The sequence below is a fragment of the Micromonospora sp. NPDC049366 genome, assembly GCF_044466625.1.
Classification (GTDB): Bacteria; Actinomycetota; Actinomycetes; order Mycobacteriales; family Micromonosporaceae; genus Micromonospora.
Window position 1 is genome coordinate 1 of record NZ_JBITMV010000029.1, and the last position, 20,131, is coordinate 20,131.

At 70.0% G+C, this 20,131-nt stretch carries 16 protein-coding genes, 1 pseudogene and 1 riboswitch; of the genes and pseudogenes, 7 read left to right on the top strand and 10 right to left on the bottom strand.

Annotated features, from left to right (window positions below; translation table 11 throughout):
- Together ACIBTV_RS29510 and ACIBTV_RS29515 are read right to left on the bottom strand one after the other, a co-directional pair.
- Positions 1-989, bottom strand: a pseudogene (locus ACIBTV_RS29510) (hypothetical protein); the annotation flags it as partial.
- Positions 979-2,160 carry a TerB family tellurite resistance protein gene (locus tag ACIBTV_RS29515; protein ID WP_396710148.1) on the bottom strand — a complete coding sequence of 394 codons (1,182 nt, stop codon included), beginning with the start codon at positions 2,158-2,160 and terminating at the stop codon, positions 979-981. The gene ACIBTV_RS29515 and the pseudogene ACIBTV_RS29510, both read right to left, overlap by 11 nt.
- A gap of 292 nt (positions 2,161-2,452) precedes the next feature.
- Positions 2,453-2,573, top strand: a riboswitch (SAM riboswitch).
- A 323-nt stretch (positions 2,574-2,896) separates the two neighbouring features.
- Here ACIBTV_RS29515 and ACIBTV_RS29520 point away from each other — a divergent pair.
- Positions 2,897-3,196, top strand: a complete 300-nt coding sequence (locus ACIBTV_RS29520) for a hypothetical protein (RefSeq protein ID WP_396710150.1) — start codon at positions 2,897-2,899, stop codon at positions 3,194-3,196.
- A gap of 116 nt (positions 3,197-3,312) precedes the next feature.
- Here ACIBTV_RS29520 and ACIBTV_RS29525 read toward each other — a convergent pair whose 3' ends face one another.
- Positions 3,313-4,176 carry a helix-turn-helix transcriptional regulator gene (locus ACIBTV_RS29525; protein ID WP_396710152.1) on the bottom strand — a complete coding sequence of 288 codons (864 nt, stop codon included), beginning with the start codon at positions 4,174-4,176 and terminating at the stop codon, positions 3,313-3,315.
- 205 nt (positions 4,177-4,381) lie between these two features.
- On the opposite strand from ACIBTV_RS29525, the gene ACIBTV_RS29530 reads away from it, so the two are divergent.
- From ACIBTV_RS29530 to ACIBTV_RS29540, 3 genes are all read left to right on the top strand, one after another.
- The gene (locus tag ACIBTV_RS29530) at positions 4,382-5,239 is read left to right on the top strand and encodes an SDR family NAD(P)-dependent oxidoreductase (RefSeq protein WP_396710153.1); all 858 of its coding nucleotides are present in this window, start codon (positions 4,382-4,384) and stop codon (positions 5,237-5,239) included.
- A 252-nt stretch (positions 5,240-5,491) separates the two neighbouring features.
- Entirely contained in the window at positions 5,492-5,782 is a 291-nt protein-coding gene (locus ACIBTV_RS29535) for a transposase (protein WP_396710155.1), read from the top strand.
- A 338-nt stretch (positions 5,783-6,120) separates the two neighbouring features.
- Positions 6,121-6,720, top strand: a complete 600-nt coding sequence (locus tag ACIBTV_RS29540) for an AAA family ATPase (RefSeq protein ID WP_396710157.1) — start codon at positions 6,121-6,123, stop codon at positions 6,718-6,720.
- Here the strand turns inward: ACIBTV_RS29540 and ACIBTV_RS29545 are convergent.
- From ACIBTV_RS29545 to ACIBTV_RS29575, 7 genes are all read right to left on the bottom strand, one after another.
- The gene (locus ACIBTV_RS29545) at positions 6,717-7,286 is read right to left on the bottom strand and encodes a peroxidase (protein ID WP_396710159.1); all 570 of its coding nucleotides are present in this window, start codon (positions 7,284-7,286) and stop codon (positions 6,717-6,719) included. The two genes, ACIBTV_RS29540 and ACIBTV_RS29545, sit on opposite strands and share 4 nt — an antisense overlap.
- 281 nt (positions 7,287-7,567) lie before the next feature.
- Positions 7,568-9,337: a maltose alpha-D-glucosyltransferase gene (gene treS / locus ACIBTV_RS29550; RefSeq protein WP_396710160.1), complete on the bottom strand. Its 1,770-nt coding sequence runs from the start codon at positions 9,335-9,337 to the stop codon at positions 7,568-7,570.
- 317 nt (positions 9,338-9,654) lie between these two features.
- Positions 9,655-10,221: a sigma-70 family RNA polymerase sigma factor gene (locus ACIBTV_RS29555; RefSeq protein WP_396710162.1), complete on the bottom strand. Its 567-nt coding sequence runs from the start codon at positions 10,219-10,221 to the stop codon at positions 9,655-9,657.
- A gap of 109 nt (positions 10,222-10,330) precedes the next feature.
- Positions 10,331-11,251 (bottom strand): carbohydrate ABC transporter permease, encoded by a 921-nt coding sequence (locus ACIBTV_RS29560; protein ID WP_396710164.1) that lies wholly within the window; start codon positions 11,249-11,251, stop codon positions 10,331-10,333.
- Entirely contained in the window at positions 11,248-12,669 is a 1,422-nt protein-coding gene (locus ACIBTV_RS29565; protein ID WP_396710166.1) for an ABC transporter permease subunit, read from the bottom strand. The genes ACIBTV_RS29560 and ACIBTV_RS29565 overlap by 4 nt, the downstream gene beginning before the upstream one ends.
- The gene (locus tag ACIBTV_RS29570; protein ID WP_396710168.1) at positions 12,669-13,976 is read right to left on the bottom strand and encodes an ABC transporter substrate-binding protein; all 1,308 of its coding nucleotides are present in this window, start codon (positions 13,974-13,976) and stop codon (positions 12,669-12,671) included. Before ACIBTV_RS29570 ends, ACIBTV_RS29565 begins: the two co-directional genes overlap by 1 nt.
- Positions 13,977-14,060: 84 nt before the next feature.
- Entirely contained in the window at positions 14,061-15,248 is a 1,188-nt protein-coding gene (locus ACIBTV_RS29575) for an ABC transporter ATP-binding protein (RefSeq protein WP_396710169.1), read from the bottom strand.
- A 441-nt stretch (positions 15,249-15,689) separates the two neighbouring features.
- On the opposite strand from ACIBTV_RS29575, the gene ACIBTV_RS29580 reads away from it, so the two are divergent.
- From ACIBTV_RS29580 to ACIBTV_RS29590, 3 genes are all read left to right on the top strand, one after another.
- On the top strand, positions 15,690-16,817 hold the full coding sequence (locus ACIBTV_RS29580) for a uroporphyrinogen-III synthase (protein ID WP_396710171.1): 1,128 nt from the start codon (positions 15,690-15,692) through the stop codon (positions 16,815-16,817).
- Positions 16,818-16,902: 85 nt separating this feature from the next.
- Positions 16,903-19,137 carry a hypothetical protein gene (locus tag ACIBTV_RS29585; RefSeq protein ID WP_396710172.1) on the top strand — a complete coding sequence of 745 codons (2,235 nt, stop codon included), beginning with the start codon at positions 16,903-16,905 and terminating at the stop codon, positions 19,135-19,137.
- Positions 19,138-19,183: 46 nt separating this feature from the next.
- Positions 19,184-20,113, top strand: coding sequence for a ricin-type beta-trefoil lectin domain protein (locus ACIBTV_RS29590; RefSeq protein WP_396710173.1), 930 nt, complete (start codon positions 19,184-19,186; stop codon positions 20,111-20,113).
- Positions 20,114-20,131 lie beyond the last annotated feature (18 nt).

Genomic DNA, 20,131 nt, shown 5'->3' on the forward strand with positions numbered 1-20,131 from the left:
GGCCTGGACCGGGCCAAAGACGGCCGACGTCGGCGAGCGACCACACCCGATTTTCCCGCATGCGCGGCGCTCCGAAGGAGCCCAGAAACTGACAGCAGATGGCGCAACTGCTTGATGAACGCGGTGATCAGGTTGACCGGGTCGTAGTCGGTGGCGACCCGAACCAGCTTCCCTGCCTTGTCGATGTAGGTGCCGCTGCCGTTCATGAGATCTGCCACGCCGACGAGGAAACCCAGGGCCGGATCGTGGCCGAGGCTCTGGAGCCGATGGGTAGCTGGCCGCATGCCGCTGACCAGTCCGTCGGTGGCCATCGTGGTGGGGGCGTCATAGGGCACTTTGGCCAGCTTCTCGAACCGCTTGAAGAATCGGGTATGGATGTCTTGCGCCCGATCCTTGTCCTGGAGCCACTTGGTGAGGGGCGATCCCGTCTGCTTCTCGCCTAGGAACGTGGAGTCCTGGGGGATGCGGACGAGGATGATGTCCAGGACGGTCGCGAGGGCTCCGGCAAGCAGGACGACCGTCCAGTCGGTCGTGTCCCAGCTGATGTCGCCGTGCTCCTCGGCGTAGTCGCCCAGGCTGCGAGCTATCTGGCCGGAGGGCAGAACCTGCTGAAGCGGATCCCGGGTCAGATCGATGCCCAACAGATCCAACCGAGCTTCGGCAAGCCTGACGAGCTGATCGAAGTCGCCATCCGTCGGGACGATGGGCACGGTGTAACGGGGGCGGCTCGCTGTCTCGACACTCACGGTGGCCGCTGCGCTCGCCTGGCACGCCTGGGCTGGTACGAGGACGCCCAGTGCGTGGAGACGGGCGCGCACCGCGTCGAAGTCGGACTCGACCGAGTCCAGAGTGTCGCTGACGCGAGATTCGCGTTCGAGGACATCCTTGAGGTCGAAATCCACCTGATCGAACAAGCCCCGCAGTTCGGTCAGCGTGACGGCCTGGTAAGCCACGACCGCGGCGGCGGCCGAGAGCTGGTTATCCGACATGAAGCGGCTCCCGGCGTTCGAAGGCCTCCTGACTGGTCTGCAGATTTGCCAGGGCCGACTGGAACGCGGCCAACTCAGCTTTGAGCATGGTCAGGCGTTCCTCGTTCCTCAAGGTCTGGATGAGGTAGGCCTGCACCCGGTGAGCGAGCCCCGCGATGTCGTCGGTGAGCTCGGCCATCGCCTGCTGATGATTCTTGAGGACCTGCTGGATGAGATGCTCGCGTCGATTTTCTCGTTCGCGCTCGTTGGTGGCCAGCACCCAACGCGCCCCCTGATGGACCGCGACCCCGAGAATCACCACGGTGCCGATCCCGGTGACCATCGCGCTCAAACCCAGCAGGCCACCGAACCCCAGGGCCGCCAGACCCGAGGTGATTCCCGCCCCGCTGAGTCCGGAGACGCTGCCGGCAAGACTGACCGCAGCGATCGGGGCACCGAACGCAGCAGCCTTCGCAGCGATGTCCTTGGTGGTGGTTTCCAGCTGGCTGGTCGTGATCTTGCCGGAAGCGAAATCTTCCTCGGCAATCACGAACCGTTCGGTCGCCGCCACGACCTCGTCAGCTGACTCGGGGAACACGAGTGCTGCCACCAGCACAATCCGCTCACGCTCGGCGTCCGCGGCATGCCTGTCAGCACGCGAGATTCGCACCAGATCGCGCACCAGCACCGTGAAGACCGGCTCGCGCTGATCCTCCTCAAGGAGGTCGCGCAATTCGCTGGACAACTTCACCGTGGCGTCGGGGTCGCCGGCGCCACCTACTGCGTCGCGTTGCGCCCCGGTGATCTCCCTACGCAACTCCGACCGTGCTTCGCCGTCGAGGCCGATCGTCGACGCGAACAGGTACAGATTCGCGATCTCGCGAGGGTCGAGGAGGCCGTCGACCAGCGCCAGACTCACCAGCACCCGGCAATAGAGCAACTTCCCGTCCGCGCTGAGCGTGGACAAGTCGCCGACATTGTCGGTGTCGCGCGACGACCACGTCGAGATGCCCTCCTTGACTTCTCCGACCTTCGCCATCACCTGCTCGGCGGACTGCTTCACCTTCTCCTGGGCATCGCCAGCAGCATCCGCGACAAACTGCCTCGCGACGCTCGTGCTGTCGGCGACCACTCGTCCCGCGGCGTCGGCAACGTCCTTCAGCCGCCCAAGCCCAACACCACGAAGGTCCATCGCCATTCCTCTCACGTCTTTGGCGAGAGGCTAACGGTGACCACCGACGGGGCGACGTCCTCCCAGCGGCCCAAGAACATCTCCCCATCGGCCAGATTTCGGTGCTCTACGGCCATCGTGCCGCTGCCTCACGGAGCGCCGTGTGCCTGGCGAGCCAGGCGGAGCCGGCGACGCCGAACTGCTCATCCGCACCAGGGCCTCCGGCAGCCAGAGCACCCGCGGTCGACGCGGGCTTCCACCGCGCGCTCCCTCGGGATTGCTCCCGACCTCGCTGATCTCTATGCTGCGTGGGCGTCACGAGTGGTCAGCGTCAAGCCTCCCGGCTTGCTGACCCGGCAACCGCGCCACCCGCGCACGGTGCCCCCGGGAGAAGACCAGGCCGACCGCGAACTGCGGCCCGGCAAGAGCGGGTGCCTTGAGGGCACCAGAAGGCGAGTTCACCGTGCCATTCCACGACGTGGATCTGACCGCTTTCGCGGTCTGCCTGACCTGCGGAAATCTCCGCGGCGGTGGAGGCCCGCGCGAGCAGCGATGCGGCTGTGAATCACGTACGCCGGACCAGGAGGGACGAGACATCTCCGGCGACCTCGACCTGTGCGTCTTGTGCGTCCGGGACACGGTGACCACCCGAACCAGGTGGTCGTGGTTGGGCTGCGAAACCTGCCGACACGTCTCAGCGGTTGTCGGCCAACGGTACGGCCACCGCAACGCACTGCCGCTGGGGCGGCACTCGCTCATGAACGGCGACGTGGTCCAGCCGTCGACGGCCACGGCGGCCGACGTCGCCGGCTCGCTGATGGCCGCGACGCGACGCTGGAGCGCGCTATTCGAATGGCGAAGTGTGGAGTTCAACCGACTCGCCACGCCGCTGCGCGCAGCGGGCCCGCGGGTGCCACTGGTCGAGTGGCAGCGGCGGTGGCCACCATCGCTCGGGGCGAGCGTTGATGCATTCGACCGCTATGGCGTCGTGCCCGTGCCCGCCGCCCTCAGCAGCCTGCGGCACGCCCAGACCCGATTCCTGTCCACCGCTCGGTGATCGCCGGTCCGGCCGGCTGCTGTTGACGGTGCCGACATCGCCAACAGTCCCGGCCATAGAACAGGTCTACAACCACGATGCTGAATCGGAGGAAGGGCACTTTCGGAACGGGGATTTCAAGCCACCGGCGTGTTCGCCCACTGGGCGAGCAACTTCAGTGCCTCGTGGGATGGGCTGTCTGGTTCGGCGGTGAACACCACGAGGTGCTGGTCGGGCTTGCCGCTGACGTCGAATTGCTGCGAATCGAGGGTGAGCGGGCCGACCAGTGGATGCTGGTAGATCTTGCGGCGCAGTGCGGCGCCGGTCACGTGGTGGCCGCCCCACCATGTGCGAAAGTCCGCGTCTTTGACGGAGAGAGTCCCGACAAGTTCGGCCAGGCGCTGATCGCTCGGGTAGTTCCGGGCCTCCATGCGTAGATAGGCGACGCATTCCTGGGCGGCCCTGGCCCAGTCGGTGTTCAATGCCCGGTAACCCGGATCGAGGAAAGTGAGCCAGATAAGGTTCCGCTGCCGCTCCGGCAGTGCCCCATAATCGGCGAACAAGGCAGCGGCCAGGGGATTCCAGGCGAGGATATCCAGTCTCCGGCCGAATACGTAGGCGGGAACTTCGTACAGGCTATCGAGCAATCGCTGGGTCTGCGGGTCAACCCGCGACGTGGTCTGCGTACGGGATCCTGGGCGCTGTTTCGGCCCTGCGATCGAATGCAAGTACTCCCGGCCGTCGCGGTCGAGACCAAGCGCGTCCGCGAGGGCGTCGAGGACCTCGGGTGACGCACTGGTGACGCGTCCCTGCTCGAGCCGGGCCAGATAGTCCGCGCTGACATTGGCCAGCTGGGCGACCTCTTCACGGCGCAGCCCGGGAACGCGGCGCCGCCGGCCGCCGTCGGGTAGGCCGACGTCCTCCGGCCGGATACGTGCACGACTGGCCCGCAGAAACTCGGCAAGCGGATTGCTCACGGCGGACGCCGGACGATTGGACATGAAACCCAATCTACCCTCGGGCCCCGGCGGATACCTGGGACTGTCTTTCCCATGAAGAACCGAACCTGGTCGGCCCGATACACCACGATGACACTGGGACACGTCAGCAAGCCACCACTCGCCCGGACGCAGCAAAGCCCATAGCGGGCACGAATGTCCGGGCCGGAACTAATAGGAGAGGAAGCCCTCCATGTCGAAAACAATCGTGGTGACCGGTACCGCGACTGGAATGGGCCGGGCCATCGTCGAGAAGTTCGCCGCCGAAGGCTGGAACGTGGTCGCGACGGTCCGCAAGGAGGCCGACCTGACGGTGCACGACGAGTTGAAGCGGGTCAGGACGCTGCTGCTGGACGTCGATGACGAGCAGGCGGCAGGGACCTTCGCGCAGACCGCCGTCGAGCAGTTCGGACAGGTCGACGTCTTGGTCAACAATGCGGGTTTCTACCAGATGGGGCCGGTGGAGGTGAGCAGCATGGACCAGATCCACCGGCAGTTCCAGACCAACGTGTTCGGACTGATCGCGCTCAGCCGGGCCTTCCTGCCGATCTTCCGCGCCCAGCGCTCCGGAACGATCATCAACATCTCCTCGTTGACCGCCGAGCAGGGTTATCCGTACAGCGCCGTCTACGCCGCCTCCAAGGCAGCCGTGGCCGCGCTCAGCGAGGGGATGAGCCTGGAGGTGGCCGCCTTCGGCATCGCGGTCAAGGCCGTCCTGCCCGGACAGCACTCCACCCGCATCTTCACGAAGATCGACATTGCGCAGGACGTCCCTGCGGACTACCAGGCTGGAATCGATGCGTTCTTCTCCAAGAACGCGCCAACCGGCTCCGACCCGTCGATCACCGCCGACGTCGTGTACCGAGCCGCCGTCGACGGGGACAACACCAAGGTACGTTACTACTCCGCGCCGGACTCGGCAGCCATTCCCAGGGCCAAGCAGATCCTGGGCACCGACGGCTACTGGGCGGAGTTCCGTAACGCCGTCCTCGCAACGCCCAGTCCGCTGTTCACCGCGCTGATCCCGTCTCCGGGCGAGCAGCCGATCGATTGGCAGATCTCCTGACCACGCGCTGACTCCGCTTGGGGCAGCAGGCGGCTCGATCGGTTGGCCGGTCCGGGCAACTGCCACCGGGACCGGCCAGCGGTCGTCAGCCACGGCTCCCACAGAGTTGACAAGAGTCGTTGCCTGGTCCGTGTACAACGACTGCGACCGGGCGGCGACCTGGATCGCCTGCGGCGAGCCACAAAGGTGGACTGACTCCCTGAGACCGGACACCTTCTGACTTGGCGTCCTGCGGAGGAGGGGGAGACCGCTGTGGCTCGACAGAGCAAGTACCCCGAGGAGTTCCGCCGCCAGGCCGCGGCGCTGGTCCTCGACTCCGGTCGCACGATCCGTGACGTCGGCCGGGAGTTGGGCGTCAACCACGAGACGCTGCGCAACTGGGTCGATCGTTTGCGGCAGGAGCGCAATGGCGACCGGCCCAGCGGCCTGGCCGCTGACGAGCGGGCCGGCTGCGGCGTCAGGTTGCCCACCGGAGCTGGAGAAGAGATCCTGAAAAAGCCGCGGTCGTCTTCGCACGCGAGACGGAGCGGTGAACCGGACTGACGTGTACCGGTTCACCGACGCGGAGAAGACCTACCCGGTCCGTCTGCTCTGCCGCTCTTCGGCGTCGCCCACAGCGCCTTCTACAACTCTCCTCGGCAGGGCCGCCAGCGCGCCCTCGAGCGGGAACGCCACGACCAGCAGCGCGCCGAGATCGCCCAGCAGGCGTGTCCGCGACGCCCGCACCGCCAGGCCGCCACAACAGCCAACGCCGCATCGACTTCGGCAGGCCGGGACCGAGGGCGCCCCGGCGACACCCGCTCAACCCGGGATCGACGTGCGGCACCACCAGGGCAACAGCATCAAGTTGCGAGACGTCGACGCCCATCAGCGAGGATGAAGTGAGCAGCCAGTACATCGTCATCACCGGCGGACCCGGAGCCGGCAAGACCACCCTGGTCGACAGCTTGCGGCGTGCCGGCTACGCCTGCGTCGACGAAGCGGGACGACAGATCATCCAGGACCAGATGTCAATCGGCGGTCAGGCGCTACACAACGGGGACCCACGACTGTTCGCCGAGATCATGCTCAGCTGGGAAATCCGCTCCTACCGCCAAGCCCACCAGCATGCCGGACCCGTCTTCTTCGACCGTGGGATCCCGGACCTGGTCGGCTACTACCTCCTACTCGGCCAGCCCGTTCCCGCGCACGTGACAGCCGCAGCGCAGCTGTTCCGCTACCACCAGCGCGTGTTCATCGCCCCGCCCTGGCCGCAGATCTACACCACCGACAGCGAACGACACCAAGACTTCGCCGAAGCCGTGCGTACCCATGACGCCATGGTCGCCGCCTACACCCAACACGGCTACGAGCTCAGCACCCTGCCGCGCAGCGATGTCGCCTCTCGCGTCCAGTTCATCCAGCAACACGCAGCAGCCATCGATCACGGATCTCCTGGATCGCCTCGCCCAAGCTGCCCCGAGTTACGAGACGTCTCTTAGCCGCCGAAGCTCAGCGCCTGCCGCAGGTCCGCGTCGAGGCTTTCCTTGTAGTGCGGATCGGGCACAGCCCCAGCAGCGTTGAGGACCGTGCTGAAGAAGCATCTGACACCGACGGCGAGAATCACGTGGAAGATCTCCGTGTCATCGAGACCGTGACTGCGCAGGCCCGCAATGTCGGCCTCGGCGACCGAACTCGCGTCGGTCGCGACCTTTCCGGCGAAGTCGACGACCGCGACCTCCTGCGCGGAGAGGCCGGCGCTGCCGTGGTCTGACGCGATGGCGGCGACGGTCGACGCGTCGAAGAACTTGTCTCGCAGGATCGTGCCGTGCGCCAGTCCGCAGTAGGAGGATTTCAGGGCCCGCGCCGCGGCGAGGGTCGCCAACTCGTAGCGGCGCAGCTCCATGTCGGCCTTCACCGCGCTGTTGAGCTGCTGCCAGGCCAGGTACGCGGCCGGGCTGTGAGCGAACAACCTGGTGAAGTTGGGCAGGTAGCCCAACCCCTTCGTGGCCGCGTCAAAGATCCGCTCAGTCTCCGGCGACTGCTCGGCCTGCTGTAGATAACTCATCCGACTCCCCCTCACGCTCGGTCGCGAACCGTACACCACTGACCGATCCGGCTGGTCAACGCGGGTCGCACGATGTGACGAAGGCGAGAACGCGCGTTCTACGACCAGCGCGCCTCGCAGGGGGTGGCTGGGTGCGAGCACCGGTCTCGGAAAACCACGGGCAGCAGGCGTTCCTGGAGATCCTACCGGCCGTAATCGCCGTGTTCGAGGTGCACAAACCCCTCGTGGCCGGTAGGAAACTCCATCGAAGCGGGGGTGGCTCAGGCCTTCCTCCGTGCCTTCTACGACGCCGAGGCCAGCCGGCCGTCGGCCCGCTGCTGGACCAGCTGCGGGGCGGCGGGGACCATCGCCGGGGACAGCTGGAACCAGTAGCTGGCGTAGCCGGGCAGCGCGAGCACGTACGGGTCCTGTCGGACCTCGGGGAACCTGGTGCCGCCGGTCAGCTCGATCGGGGTCCAGCCGCTGAAGCGGTCCCCGAACGACAGCCGCACCGGCTGCGGGTGCTGGGACAGGTTGTGCACGCAGAGCACCACCTCGTCGGCGTCGCTGTCGGTGCGGCGGCGCAGGAACGCCAGCACCGCCGGGTTGGCGGCGTCGATGTCCTCGTAGGTGCCCACCGCCAGGGCGGGGTGCTGTTTGCGCAGAGCGATCATGCGTCGGGTCCACTGGAGCAACGAGGCCGGCTGTTCGAGCTGCTGTTCGACGTTGATGGCCTGGTAGCCGTAGACCGGGCCCATGTTGACCGGCAGGTAGAGCCGGGCCGGGTCGATCGTGGCGAAGCCGGCGTTGCGACCCGACGTCCACTGCATCGGGGTGCGTACGCTGTCGCGGTCGCCGAGCCAGATGTTGTCGCCCATGCCGATCTCGTCGCCGTAGTAGATGACCGGCGAACCGGGCAGCGACAGCAGCAGCGAGGTGAACAGCTCGATCTGGTTACGGTCGTTGTCGACCATCGGGGCGAGCCGGCGGCGGATGCCGGCGTTGAGCCGCATGCGCGGGTCCTTGGCGTACTCGTTGTACAGGTAGTCGCGCTCCTCGTCGGTGACCATCTCCAGGGTCAGCTCGTCGTGGTTGCGCAGGAATGTGCCCCACTGGCAGCCGGAGGGCAGCACCGGGGTCTGCGCGAGGATCTCCGAGATCGGGTGGCGCGACTCGCGGCGCACCGCCATGAAGATGCGCGGCATCAGTGGGAAGTGGAAGGCCATGTGGCACTCGTCGCCGCCGACCGCCGGGTCGCCGAAGTAGTCGACGAGGTCCTGCGGCCAGAGGTTGGCCTCGGCGAGCAGGATCCGGCCCGGGTACTCCTCGTCGATCATCCGGCGGATGGCTTTCAGATAGGCATGCGTCTCGGGCAGGTTGGCGCTGTCGGTGCCCTCGCGCTCGTACAGGTAGGTCGCGGCGTCGAGGCGGAACCCGTCGATGCCGAGCTCCAGCCAGAACCGGACGACCGCCAGCATCGCCTCGCGTACGGCGGGATTGTCGTAGTTGAGGTCGGGCTGGTGGGAGAAGAATCGGTGCCAGTAGAACTGCTTGCGGACGTGGTCGAAGGTCCAGTTGGACGCCTCGGTGTCACTGAAGATGATGCGCACGCCGGCGTACTCGGTGTCGGTGTCGCGCCAGACGTAGTAGTCGCCGTACGGACCGCCCGGGTCCTGGCGGGACTGCTGGAACCACTCGTGGGTGTCGGAGGTGTGGTTGAGGACCAGGTCGGTCACGACGCGGATGCCGCGCCGGTGGGCCTCGTCGACGAACGTGACGAAGTCGTCGAGTGTGCCGTACTCGGGCAGGATTCGGCAGTAGTCGCGCACGTCGTAGCCGCCGTCGCGCTGCGGTGAGTCGTAGAAGGGCGGCAGCCAGACGCAGTCGATGCCCAGCCACTGCAGATAGTCCAGCTTGCTGGTAAGACCGGGCAGGTCGCCGCGGCCGTCTCCGTCGGAGTCGAGCCCGGCCTGCACCAGCATCTCGTAGAAAACGGCGTGCTTGAACCAGTCGGGTGAGTGCGGCATCTGGCGGGGTCGCCGATGCGGCAGGGGTGGTGTGGTGTTGCTCATCGGTCCGTTCCAGGGGTTTCGTGGCGGTGTCCCGCGCGGGGTTCAATCGGCCGCAACAACTGGTGGTGCGGCATCACGTCATACGGATCCGGGGCGTCCGGGCCGGTCCCGTCCGGGCCTGTTCGCGGCCGCTGGCCCGGCCGATGCCGTCGGCGTAGTGGCGATGCGGGGCGGGGCGGGGGCGGGCCCCGCCCCGCATCGCGGGGGCCGCGCCGTCCGGCAGCTCGCCGCAGGCGGTGCGGCGGCGCACGGGGCGCGTTGGTTCCGGTGGGTGCCCGTCGGCGCCCACACAGGGTCTGAATCGGCTGGTCCGGCGGCTAGTCCTTGGTCCGTAAGATCGCGTTCAGCGTTCGCAGGGCGTAGTAGACCCGCGACTTGACGGTGCCCTCGGGGATGCCCAGCCGTGCGGCCGTCTCGGCCGTGGAGTGTTGGCGGAAGTACAGCTCGATCAGCACCGCCTGGTGCTCGGGGGTCAGCCGTTGCAGCGCGCCGCGGATGACCTGCGCCGACACGACCTGGTCGAACTCGTCGGCCATCACCGGCTCGCGGTCGGCCTCGCCGAGTGCGATCTCGACCGGCCGGAACTGCCGTGCGCGCGCGGCGTCGATCACGATCCGGCGGGCAACCGTGTAGAGCCACGGCGCCAGCGAGTCCACGTCGTCGGGCAACTTGTCGAGGTGCCGCCAGGCGCGCATGAGGGTCTCCTGGAGCAGGTCCTCGGCGACGTGCTCGCGTCCGGGATTGAGCCGCTGCAGGAACCGCAGCAGCGGCCCGGCGTGGGCGATCCAGATGGACCGCATCCGCCGCTCGGCGCTGTCCGACCCGTACCGCCTCGGCCTGGTGCCGCCAATCGGCGGTCGCTCGTTCGTCACCGCAAGCACCATGTTTCCCTCCTCGCTGCCCTCGTTCACCCGCACCGGCGTGCGGGGCCGTGCCGGAGCGGCTGCCGCGGGCGCCGGTCCGGTCCCGGCGCGACGCCCGCGGCAGTTGTCGTCACTTGACCGAACCCGCCAGGATTCCTTGCACGAAGTAGCGCTGGAACGCGAAGAACACGATGAGCGGCACCAGCATGGACAGGAACGCCCCTGGCCCGATCACGTCGACGTTGGAGGAGAAGGCACGCATCTGCTCCCGCAGCGTGTAGGTGATCGGCGCGTTGTCGGAGGTCGCGAAGACCAGCGCCACCAGCAGGTCGTTCCAGACCCACAGGAACTGGAAGATGGCCAGCGAGGCGATGGCCGGCCAGGCGACGGGCAGCACGACACGCCGGAAGATGGTGAAGTCGCGGCCGCCGTCCATCCGGGCCGCCTCCAGCAGGTCGCGCGGGATGGCCAGGAAGAAGTTGCGCAGCAGGAAGATGGCGAACGGCAACCCGAACGCCACGTGGAAGGCGACCACGGCGGTGAGGCTGCCGTAGATCCCCAACGACCCGAACAGCTTCGCGTCGGGGATGATCGCCACTTGCACCGGAACCACGATCAGGGCCACGATCAGCACGAACAGCCAGTCCCGGCCGGGGAAGTCGATCCAGGCCAACGCGTAGGCGGCCAGCGCGCCGAGCACGACCACCAGGATCGTGGACGGCACCGTGATCAACACGGTGTTCCACAGCGAGTGCAGCATGCTCTCGTTGCGGATGAGCGCGGCGTAGTTGTCCAGGGTCAGCCGACTGGGCTCGGTCAGCACCGTCCACCAGCCGGTGGAACTGTTGTCGGCGGTGGTGCGCAGGCTGGCCACGGCCAGGCCCACGACGGGAGCGAGCCAGAACACCGCCAGCAGCACCACGATCACGTTGATCGCCGTGCTGCCCAGCCGGGCGACCAGCCGCGCGGCCAGGCTGCGCCGCGGAGGGCCGCTCACGGTGACCCCGGCCGGCGTCAGGTCGGGCACCTGCATCTCGACGTCGACGCTCACCTCTGCTCCTTCCGCATGCGTCGGATGTTGAACAACATCGCCGGCAGCACCAGCAGGAACAGCAGTACGCCGAGGGCGCTGCCGAGCCCGAAGTCCAGTCCGCCGCCGAACGACACCCGGTACATCTGCAGGGCGATGACGTTCGCGTCGTCCTGTGACGACTCCGGTGCCAGTACCATGACCAGGTCGAAGATCTTGAGAACATTGATGGTGAGGGTGACCAGCACGACCACCAGCACCGGGCGGACCAGCGGCACGGTGACGCGGCGGAAGACCTGCCACTCCGTCGCGCCGTCGACGCGGGCGGCCTCCAGCGCGTCGCGCGGGATCGCCGACAGGCCGGCCGTGATCAGGACCATCGCGAACCCGGCCCAGATCCAGATGTAGGCGAGGATGATCGACGGGGTGACCAGCGACGGGCCGAGCCAGGTGACGCCGTTGAACGGGGCGGTGAAGTTTTCCGGGCTCAGCCGCACCGTGTACGAACCGGACGTCAGCTCGGGGAATGCGAATCGGCCTGCGGCGTCGGTGGTGGTGCTCGCCACCACCGTGCCGTCCCGCACCGCCTGCACCGTCATCGACGGCAGGCCGCGCTCGACCGGGTCGACAGCGCCGGCGACGCCACCGCCGCCGGGCGTGAAGTCCAGCCACACCACGCCGGTCAGTCCGGGTCCGACGGCGGGCAGGGCGGCCGGTTCCGCGTCGGCGGGCACCCGGTCCTGCGGCAGGCCGACCAGCGGCAGCGGCGCCGGGGTGCCCGCGGTCGCGCTGGCCTCGAAGCCGCCGGCGGCCTCCCGCAGCGGTGCGCCCTCGCGCGGACGGGCCCCGTAGTACTGCGAGGGCGGGCTGAACGCGTCGTGCACCGTCACCACCGCCGCGTTGAGCAGGCCGCGGTCCGGGCTCTCGTCGTAGACCATGCGGAAGGTGACACCGGCGGCGAGGAAGGAGATCGCCATCGGCATGAAGACGACGGCCTTGAACACCGTGGCCAGCCGGACGCGCTCGATCAGCACGGCGAAGACCAGGCCCGTGACGGTGACCAGGGTCGGGGCCACGACGACCCAGACGATGTTGTTCACGATCGCGTGCCGGGTCTCCGGCGCGGTGAACATCCGCACGTAGTTGTCGGCGCCGACGAACGTGTCGCCGTCGGAGCTGTGCAGGCTGAGCCAGACGGTGTAGACGATGGGGTACGCCACCAGGGTGAGCAGGACGATGATCGCGGGTGCCAGGAACCAGACGCTGGTCAGCCGATCCCGCCACCGCGGCCCCTCCCGGCGCGCGGACCGCGCGCCGGGCGCGCCCGGCTGGCCGGCGCCGGACGGCGCCGCCGGGGTCTGGCCGTCGACCGGTGCCCCGGGACCGCGCACAGCCTGAGCTGTGACGACCTCGCCGACCGGCTCGGACGCGCGTGCCATCACTTACCTCCGAAGTCCTTCTTGGCGGCTTCCTCGAGCTTGGCGGCGGTGCCGGCCGGATCGGCCGGGTCGGTCAGGAAGTCCTGCAGCAGACGCCACATCGACGCGCCGGTGCCACCGCCGAAGGTCTGCGGAGTCAGGTCGGACAGGTCGAAGCGGAGCAGGTCCGCCTTGACCACCGACTCCGCCAGCGCGACCGTGGTCGAGTCCGGGTAGGCCGAGGTGTCGAGATTCTTGTTCGCCGACAGGAATCCGCCCTTGGCCGCCATGATCTTCGCGGCTTCGGGCGAGGCCAGGAACGCGATGAGCTCCTGGGTGGCCGCGCTGTCCTTGAACACCACGGCCTGGTCGCCGGCGGTCACCACGGCGGGCTTGGAGCCGTTGACCGACGGCCAGTCGAAGAAGCGAGCGCCTTCGCCGACCTTGACCTTGCCCAGCTTGTTGATCTCCGCGGCCACGAAGTCGCCCTCGAACAGCATCGCCGACAGCGGCTTGTCGCCGAACACGTCCGCGATGGACTGGGTGAACTTCAGCTGTACGGCGCCCTTGGCGCCGCCCTGGACCGCCTTGGCGTCGCCCCAGTACTGGGCCAGCAGCTGCAGCGTCTGGACCACGGTCGGGTCGGTCCACGGCAGCTCGTGCCGGGACAGCTTGTCGTAGTTCTCCGGACCGCCGACGCGCAGGTAGACGTTCTCGAACCAGTCGGTCAGGGTCCAGCCGTCACCGCCGGGCACCGCCATCGGCGACACCCCGGAGTCGGCCAGCGTCCGGGTGACCTTGACGAAGTCCTCCCAGGTCGCGGGCGGCTGGACGCCGGCGTCGGCGAACGTGTCGGTGCGGTACCAGACCACGGACTTGTTGGCGACCTTGAAGTAGAGGCCGTAGAGCTTGCCGTCGACGCTGCCCAGCTCCTGCCAGGCCGGGGAGTAGTTGGCCGCGACGGCCTCGGCCGCCGCGCCGGTCAGCGGCTTGATGGCGCCCTTGCGAACGAACTCGTTGACGACCCCGGGCTGCGGGACCAGCGCGACGTCGGGCGGCGAGCCGCCGGCCAACCGGCTGTTGATCAGCGCGGCGAGGTCGTCGCCGCCGGAGGTGTACTTGACCGTCGCGCCGGTCTTGGCCGCGAACGCGTCGAGGACCTGCTGGAAGCTGGCCTGCTCGGTGCCCGACCAGGTGCCGGCCACCTCCACGGACTGGCCGGCGAGCGGGCCCGACCCTGTCGTGGTGGGGTCGCCGGAGCCGCCACACCCGGCGACGGCCAGCACGGCGGCCACGGCCACCGCCCCGACGCGCAGACTGTTTCTCATCTAACATTCCCTTCTGAAGAAGATGCGGTACCTCTTCTGTCCGACTGGCGTCGGGGGGTAGGAGCCCCGGCAGCCGGAAGTCGTTCAGCGGATGCTGCGACCGGTCTCGACGTCGAAGACGTGCAGCCGCGACGCGTCGACGGCCACCGCGATCCGGTCACCGGGCCGGGCCGCTGAGCGCGGGCTGAACCGGGCCACCACGGTGGACCGGTCGGCCCGCTCGCTCAGCGGCTCGGCACCGGCGTCGCGGGCCAGTTCCCGGGTGTCCTCGCTGACCACGGCGGGCACCGGCAGGCTGAAGTGCACGTACAGGTCGGAGCCCAGCGCCTCGGTCAGCTCGGCCTCGGCGGTCAGCACGGCGGGCGCGCCGGCCCCGTCGAGCGTGGCGTCGCTCAGATCCTCTGGTCGTACGCCGACGACGACCCGACGATCGAGGTGGGCGCGCAGGCCCGGCCTGTTCTGCAGGAACGTGCCGCCGACCGGGATGGTCCGGTCGCCCAAGGTGAGCCGCAGCGCGTCGCCGTCCTCGCTGAACACCCCTTCGAGCAGGTTCATCGGCGGCGAGCCGATGAAGCCGGCGACGAACACGTTGACCGGGTTGTCGTACAGCTCCTGCGGCGGCGCGACCTGCTGCAGCCGGCCCTTGCGCATGACGGCGACCCGGTCGCCCAGCGTCATCGCCTCGGTCTGGTCGTGGGTGACGTAGATCGTGGTCACCCCGGTGCGGCGGGTGATCCGCCCGATCTCGGCGCGCATCTGGACCCGCAGCTTGGCGTCCAGATTGGACAGTGGCTCGTCCATCAGGTAGACGGCGGGTTCGCGTACCATGGCCCGGCCCATCGCGACCCGCTGGCGCTGCCCACCGGACAGCGACGCGGGTCGCCTGCGCAGGTGCTCGGTGAGGCCCAGGGTCTCGGCGACCGCGGTGACGCGGGGCTCGACCGCGTTCTTCCTCATGCCGCGCAACCGCAGCCCGAAGCCGATGTTGTCGAAGACGTCAAGGTGGGGGTAGAGCGCGTAACTCTGGAAGACCATCGCGACGTCCCGGTCGCGGGCCGGCACCCGGTTGACCACCCGGTCCCCGATACTCAGTGTGCCCTCGCTGATCTCCTCGAGTCCGGCGATCATCCGCAGCGCGGTGCTCTTGCCGCAACCGGACGGGCCGACGAGAACGAGGAATTCGCCGTCGGCGACCTTCAGGCTCAGCTTCTCGACCGCCATGGTGCCGTCTGCGTACCGCTTGCCAATCTCGGCGAGCGCGACCTCAGCCACAGGCCTCTCCCGACAAATCAGTGGTGGACCCGGCCGCCGGACGGTGACCGGCCGCGGGGGTCGTTGTCGGAGTCAGTGTTCGGGTAGCGATCTGATTACGGAACACTTCGCCGGACATGAAATCGAACCGCCTAGTTGCTCACCGGGTCCGCGTCCGCTTCTCGTCCCGGCCGGGGCAGGCACCCGGTTTACACCGGCTAAATACGGACTTCTCATGCTTTCTCGGCGAGACCGCTACCCCAATCGGTGAACGGCCCGAAACATGCCCGTAACACGCTGGCGGCATCGCCGGAAAACCCGCCCGCCCGATCGAGCCACCCGGCCCCCCGCTGCGTATTAAGGGATGTCCCCCCCTCAACACCCCGAAAGGGCCTCGTGCCGCCACGCGCCAGGAAGCTCCCGCCAGCACCGCCGACCGTCGGCGCCCTGGCGGGATTCGCCGTGGCCGTGCTCAGCGATGTGCGCCGGCACCCGATGGCCGAGACGCTGGCCGCCGAGGGAGCGCGCGTCGTCAGCGTGCAAGCCGTGCGGGCGGTCGCCCAGCCGATCGAGGAGACCCTGCAGCAGGCGACCATGAGCTGCCTGACCAGCCCGCTCGACCAGCTCGTGGTCACCGCCGCGGTTGAGTTCAACTATTGGATGGCCGCGGTCCGCAGCTGGCGGCTGGACGTGCCGCTGCTGGCCCGGTTCGCCCACGCGCGGCTGCTGGCCAGCAATCCACTGTGCGCCGACGCGCTGCGCGCCCTGGGCTTCACCAACATCTCCTCCGCCGTCGGCGACACCACCGAGGGGCTCGTCCTGCACCTGCGCCACCGCCTGCCCCCCGGCCAGACGATCGCATTGCAGGTCAGCACCCCGGCGATGCAGGAGCTCGCGCACACGCTCAGCGAGGTCGGGCACAAGGTCGTGTCCGTCCCGACCTACCAGGTCCTGCCCTCGAACAGCCCCGACGTCATGCGCCGCGTGGTCAAGCAGGTCGTCGGCCGCCAGCTCGACGCCGTCGTGCTGACCAGCGCCGAGGCCACCCGCAGCCTGCTGTGGCACGCCCGCACCTGCGACCAGTTCGACGAGCTGCACCAGGCTCTCTCCGGCGATGTGGTGGCGGTGTGCCTCGGGCCGCTCACCGCCGCGCCGCTGCGCGAGCTGGACATCGAACCGCAACTGGCGGGCGCGCCCTACGTCGAGCACCTCACGAACGCGGTCGCGGGGGTGCTGCGGCAGCGCACCCAGCTCATCGCCGCCGACCCGCACACGGTCGAGGTCCGCGGCGAGGCCGTCGTCGTCGACGGCCGCCTGATCACGATGCAGCAGGGCCCGATGGCGCTGCTGCGCGTGCTCGCCCGCCACCCCGACCGGGTGCTGTCCCCCGCCGAGGTGCGTCGCCTGCTGCCGTTCTGGGCCCACACCGACGACCACGCGGTCGAGGTCGCGGTGTCGCGGCTGCGCCGGTCGCTGGCGGGCGTGAACCTCGTCCAGACCGTGATGAAACGCGGCTACCGCCTGGTGGACCACCGCAGTGCCGCGTACGACGACAGCGACCCGCGACCGGCCGAGGCGGACCCGCGCTGAGGCAAACCGGGACCACAATGGGCCCTTCTGGGCCTGCCCGCCGCCGCCCGCATCGAGGACCATGTCACCGGAGGTGCCCCCCGCGATGCGCGAGCCCAACGCCCGTTGGTACGGCAACACGCTGGTGATCGGAGAGGACGACCGGCTTCCCGGCCGGCTCGTCGAGGCGCTGCCCGCCGAAACCGACCGCTGCACCGTGTTGCTGGCCGGAGACGCGCCCCAGGATCCCGATCTGGTGGCACGGGCGGTCGGCGAGCAGATCCCCGAGCCCGCCTCGATCCGCCTCGCGTGCTCCGGAGCGGGTCCCGCGGTGATCGCGCAGCGGCTGGCCGAGCGGCTCGACATCGAGGTCGTCGCACCAGTGGGGCCCACCATGCTGGTCGCCCCGGGCGCACTGTTCGTCGTGACCCGCCCACACGTCGCGGCGTGGCGGGTGCACCGGCCCGGCGCCCGGCCCGGCGCCGTTGCCCCGCCGCGCCATCCCGCACCCGAGTGGCAGGCGCCGCTGCCCCGCCAGTCAGGCTGGCTACCCGACCGGGTGCTCGCCCACGACCTGCCCGCCGGTTACTGGCTGCGGCGGCCGCAGCGGCGACCCGTGGCGCCCGACGACCCGGCGTACGCGATCGAGGTGGACGACAGCCGGATGGTGGTCCTGGTCGGGCAGCCGGACCGCAGGCCGCCCTCGCCGTGGCGGGTATACCGCTGGCTCACCCGGCTGCCGCGGGTCACGCTCGACCGGCTGGTGTTGATGCCGTACGGGCCCTGGGGATCGCTGCTCGACGTGGTCGCCGCCCGGCTCAGTGCCGACCTGCGCCTCACCGTGACCCGCACCGCCGGGCTGCCGGTGCGGCGTCACGGCACGACCTACCACGTCCCGGTCGACGCCGCCGGCCGCACCGGGCCGCTACGGCCCGCGCAGACCGTGTCGTACCCCGCCGGTGACCCCGTGCCCCACGTCGACTCCTGGATCAGCCCGGTCTCCGGGCGGCTCGAGACCGGCCCGGCGGTCGAGCAGGCCGCCGACGGCTGGGTGCTGGAAGTGGTGCGCGGCGGCTACTGGCTGCGCCCCGCGGACCAGCCGGCCCGCGACGACGTCCGGCACCGGCCCGCCGGTGCCGCCGACACGTTCGTCGTGGACGCCGACGCCGCCGAAGCGTCCGACCTCGCCCGTACGCTCGTCTCCGGCCTGCCCGCCGGCATGGCGGTCGACGTGCGGTTCGAGCCGCCCGTGGCGGCCCCGCCGCCGGCAGCGGCCGTCCCCACCCCGCCGCCGCCCACGGTGCCGTCCGTCGTCGAGGCCCCGACAGCGCCCTCCGCGACGACGGCCGAACCGGCGAGCACCGCGGTCCCCGCGGCGCCGACCCCGCGGTCCGTCCCGCAGGTGTCGCCGATCACGGCGACCGCCGTCGCCGCGTCGCCGGCAACCGTGCCGCGACCTGCCGTTGCGGGCAACACCCCGACGGCGAGCGCCTCCCCCGCGGCCGCCACCCCGACAGCGGCACCGGTCCGGGCGCCCCGACCAGAGCCGGCCCCGCCGGCCGAGACCCGCCACACCAGCCAGGCTTCATCCACTCGCGACACCATCCGCACCACGCCGAAGTCCACCGCCACGCATCAGCGCACCGCCGGTGGCGCGGCCGCCACGCCCCGCGGCGACCTCGCACCCGCAGCCGCCCCGCCCGCACAGCCGCCGCTGCGGCGCGGCGACAGCACCGGCCCCGCCCCCGCGGCGCGGCGCAGCACCCCCCAGGAGCAGGCCGGGGTACGCGACCACCTCGGCGCACGGTACGACGTGCACGCGCGCGACGTCTCCCGGCTGCTGATCCGGCGGCCCGGGATCCGCCCCGCCGCCGACGAGACCGCCGACGCCGTCATGGCCGACCTGGTCGCCGTCGCGGCGACGCTGCACGCCGCATCCACCGCAGAGGCGGCGCCGCTGCGCGCCTGCCTGGTCAGCGGCCTCAACCGGCTGCCCACCGTGATCGGGCCGGTGCTCGCCCGCACGCCCGCCGACCCGGACCCCTACCGGCCTGGCGAGTTCCTGACCAGCCCCGACCTGCTGCGGGCCGAGCACGGCCGCCGCGGCGAAGCGCAGGACGTGCTCGTCGTCCACTCCCTCACCGGCCGGCGGCCCGGCGCGCTGTCCGAGCGCGACGAGGTGCTGTTCGCCCCCGGCACCGTGTTCCGGGTCCTGGACACCGCCGCGCACAACGGCGTCCACCACGTGCTGCTGCGTGAGGTCGCCGAGCCGGGCGCCGACACCCTCGACGACGAGCAGGTGCTGAGCATCCTGCGCGCCGCCGCGTCCCGACGGCCGTGAACATGCACCGACGACCCCGCAGCCACCCGTGCGAGCGAGGACAGTGATGACCCACCAGCCAGACGATCTCGACACCGGCGGCCGGCGCGACGCACCCGACGAGGCGCCGCGGCCGTACCTGCTCGCCGGGCTGAGCGGCGCGCACGCCGGTCGCCGTAGCCGCGGCGCACGACCCACCCTGGCCCTGGCCGCGGGGCTGATCCTGGTCGTCGGCACCGCGACCGCGGTCGTGGCCGCGACGACGGCCGGCGACGAGCCCTCCCGTTCCGACACCGCGGCCGCGCCACCGGCCGGCACGGCGACTCCGGCCTACGACCTCGACCTGCCGCCCCACACGGATGTGCCGGACCCCGCGCCGACCCAGACCCCGGCACCGGACCCCGCCCCGGCGCAGACCCCGGCACCGGACATCACCGAGGTCACCCCGGTGCCCGCCGTGCCGACCTCGGGCTCCCAGCCGGCCGGCCGACCCCGGCAGCAGCCGGGGCCGGGCACGACCGGGCCGGGGACGACCGGGCCACGCCCGACCACCGGCGCCCCCGTGCGGCCGGCCGCCGAGCCCACGCCGACACCGAAGCCGTCAACGGCCCCGCCCGCGCCCAGCGGACGGGCGATCGTCAGCCACGAGTCGCGCAAGTGCCTGCAGGCCGCCGCGACCGACGGCGCGCCGGCGCAGCTGTGGACCTGCAACGGCTCCGCCCAGCAGCGGTGGACCGCCATGTCCGACGGCACCATCCGCACCGGCGGCTTCTGCCTGGACGCGGCCTGGTCGGCCACCGCCAACGGCACGGTCATCCAGGTCGCCCGGTGCAACGGCGGCGCCGCGCAGAAGTTCACCCTCAACGCCTCAAACGACCTGGTGGGCCGGCAGGCCGACAAGTGTGTGGACGTACGCGAGCACGGCACCGCCAACGGCACCCGCACCCAGTTGTGGACCTGCCTGGGCACCGACAACCAGAAGTGGTCGTGGCGCTGACCGGGCCGACGCCGCGGC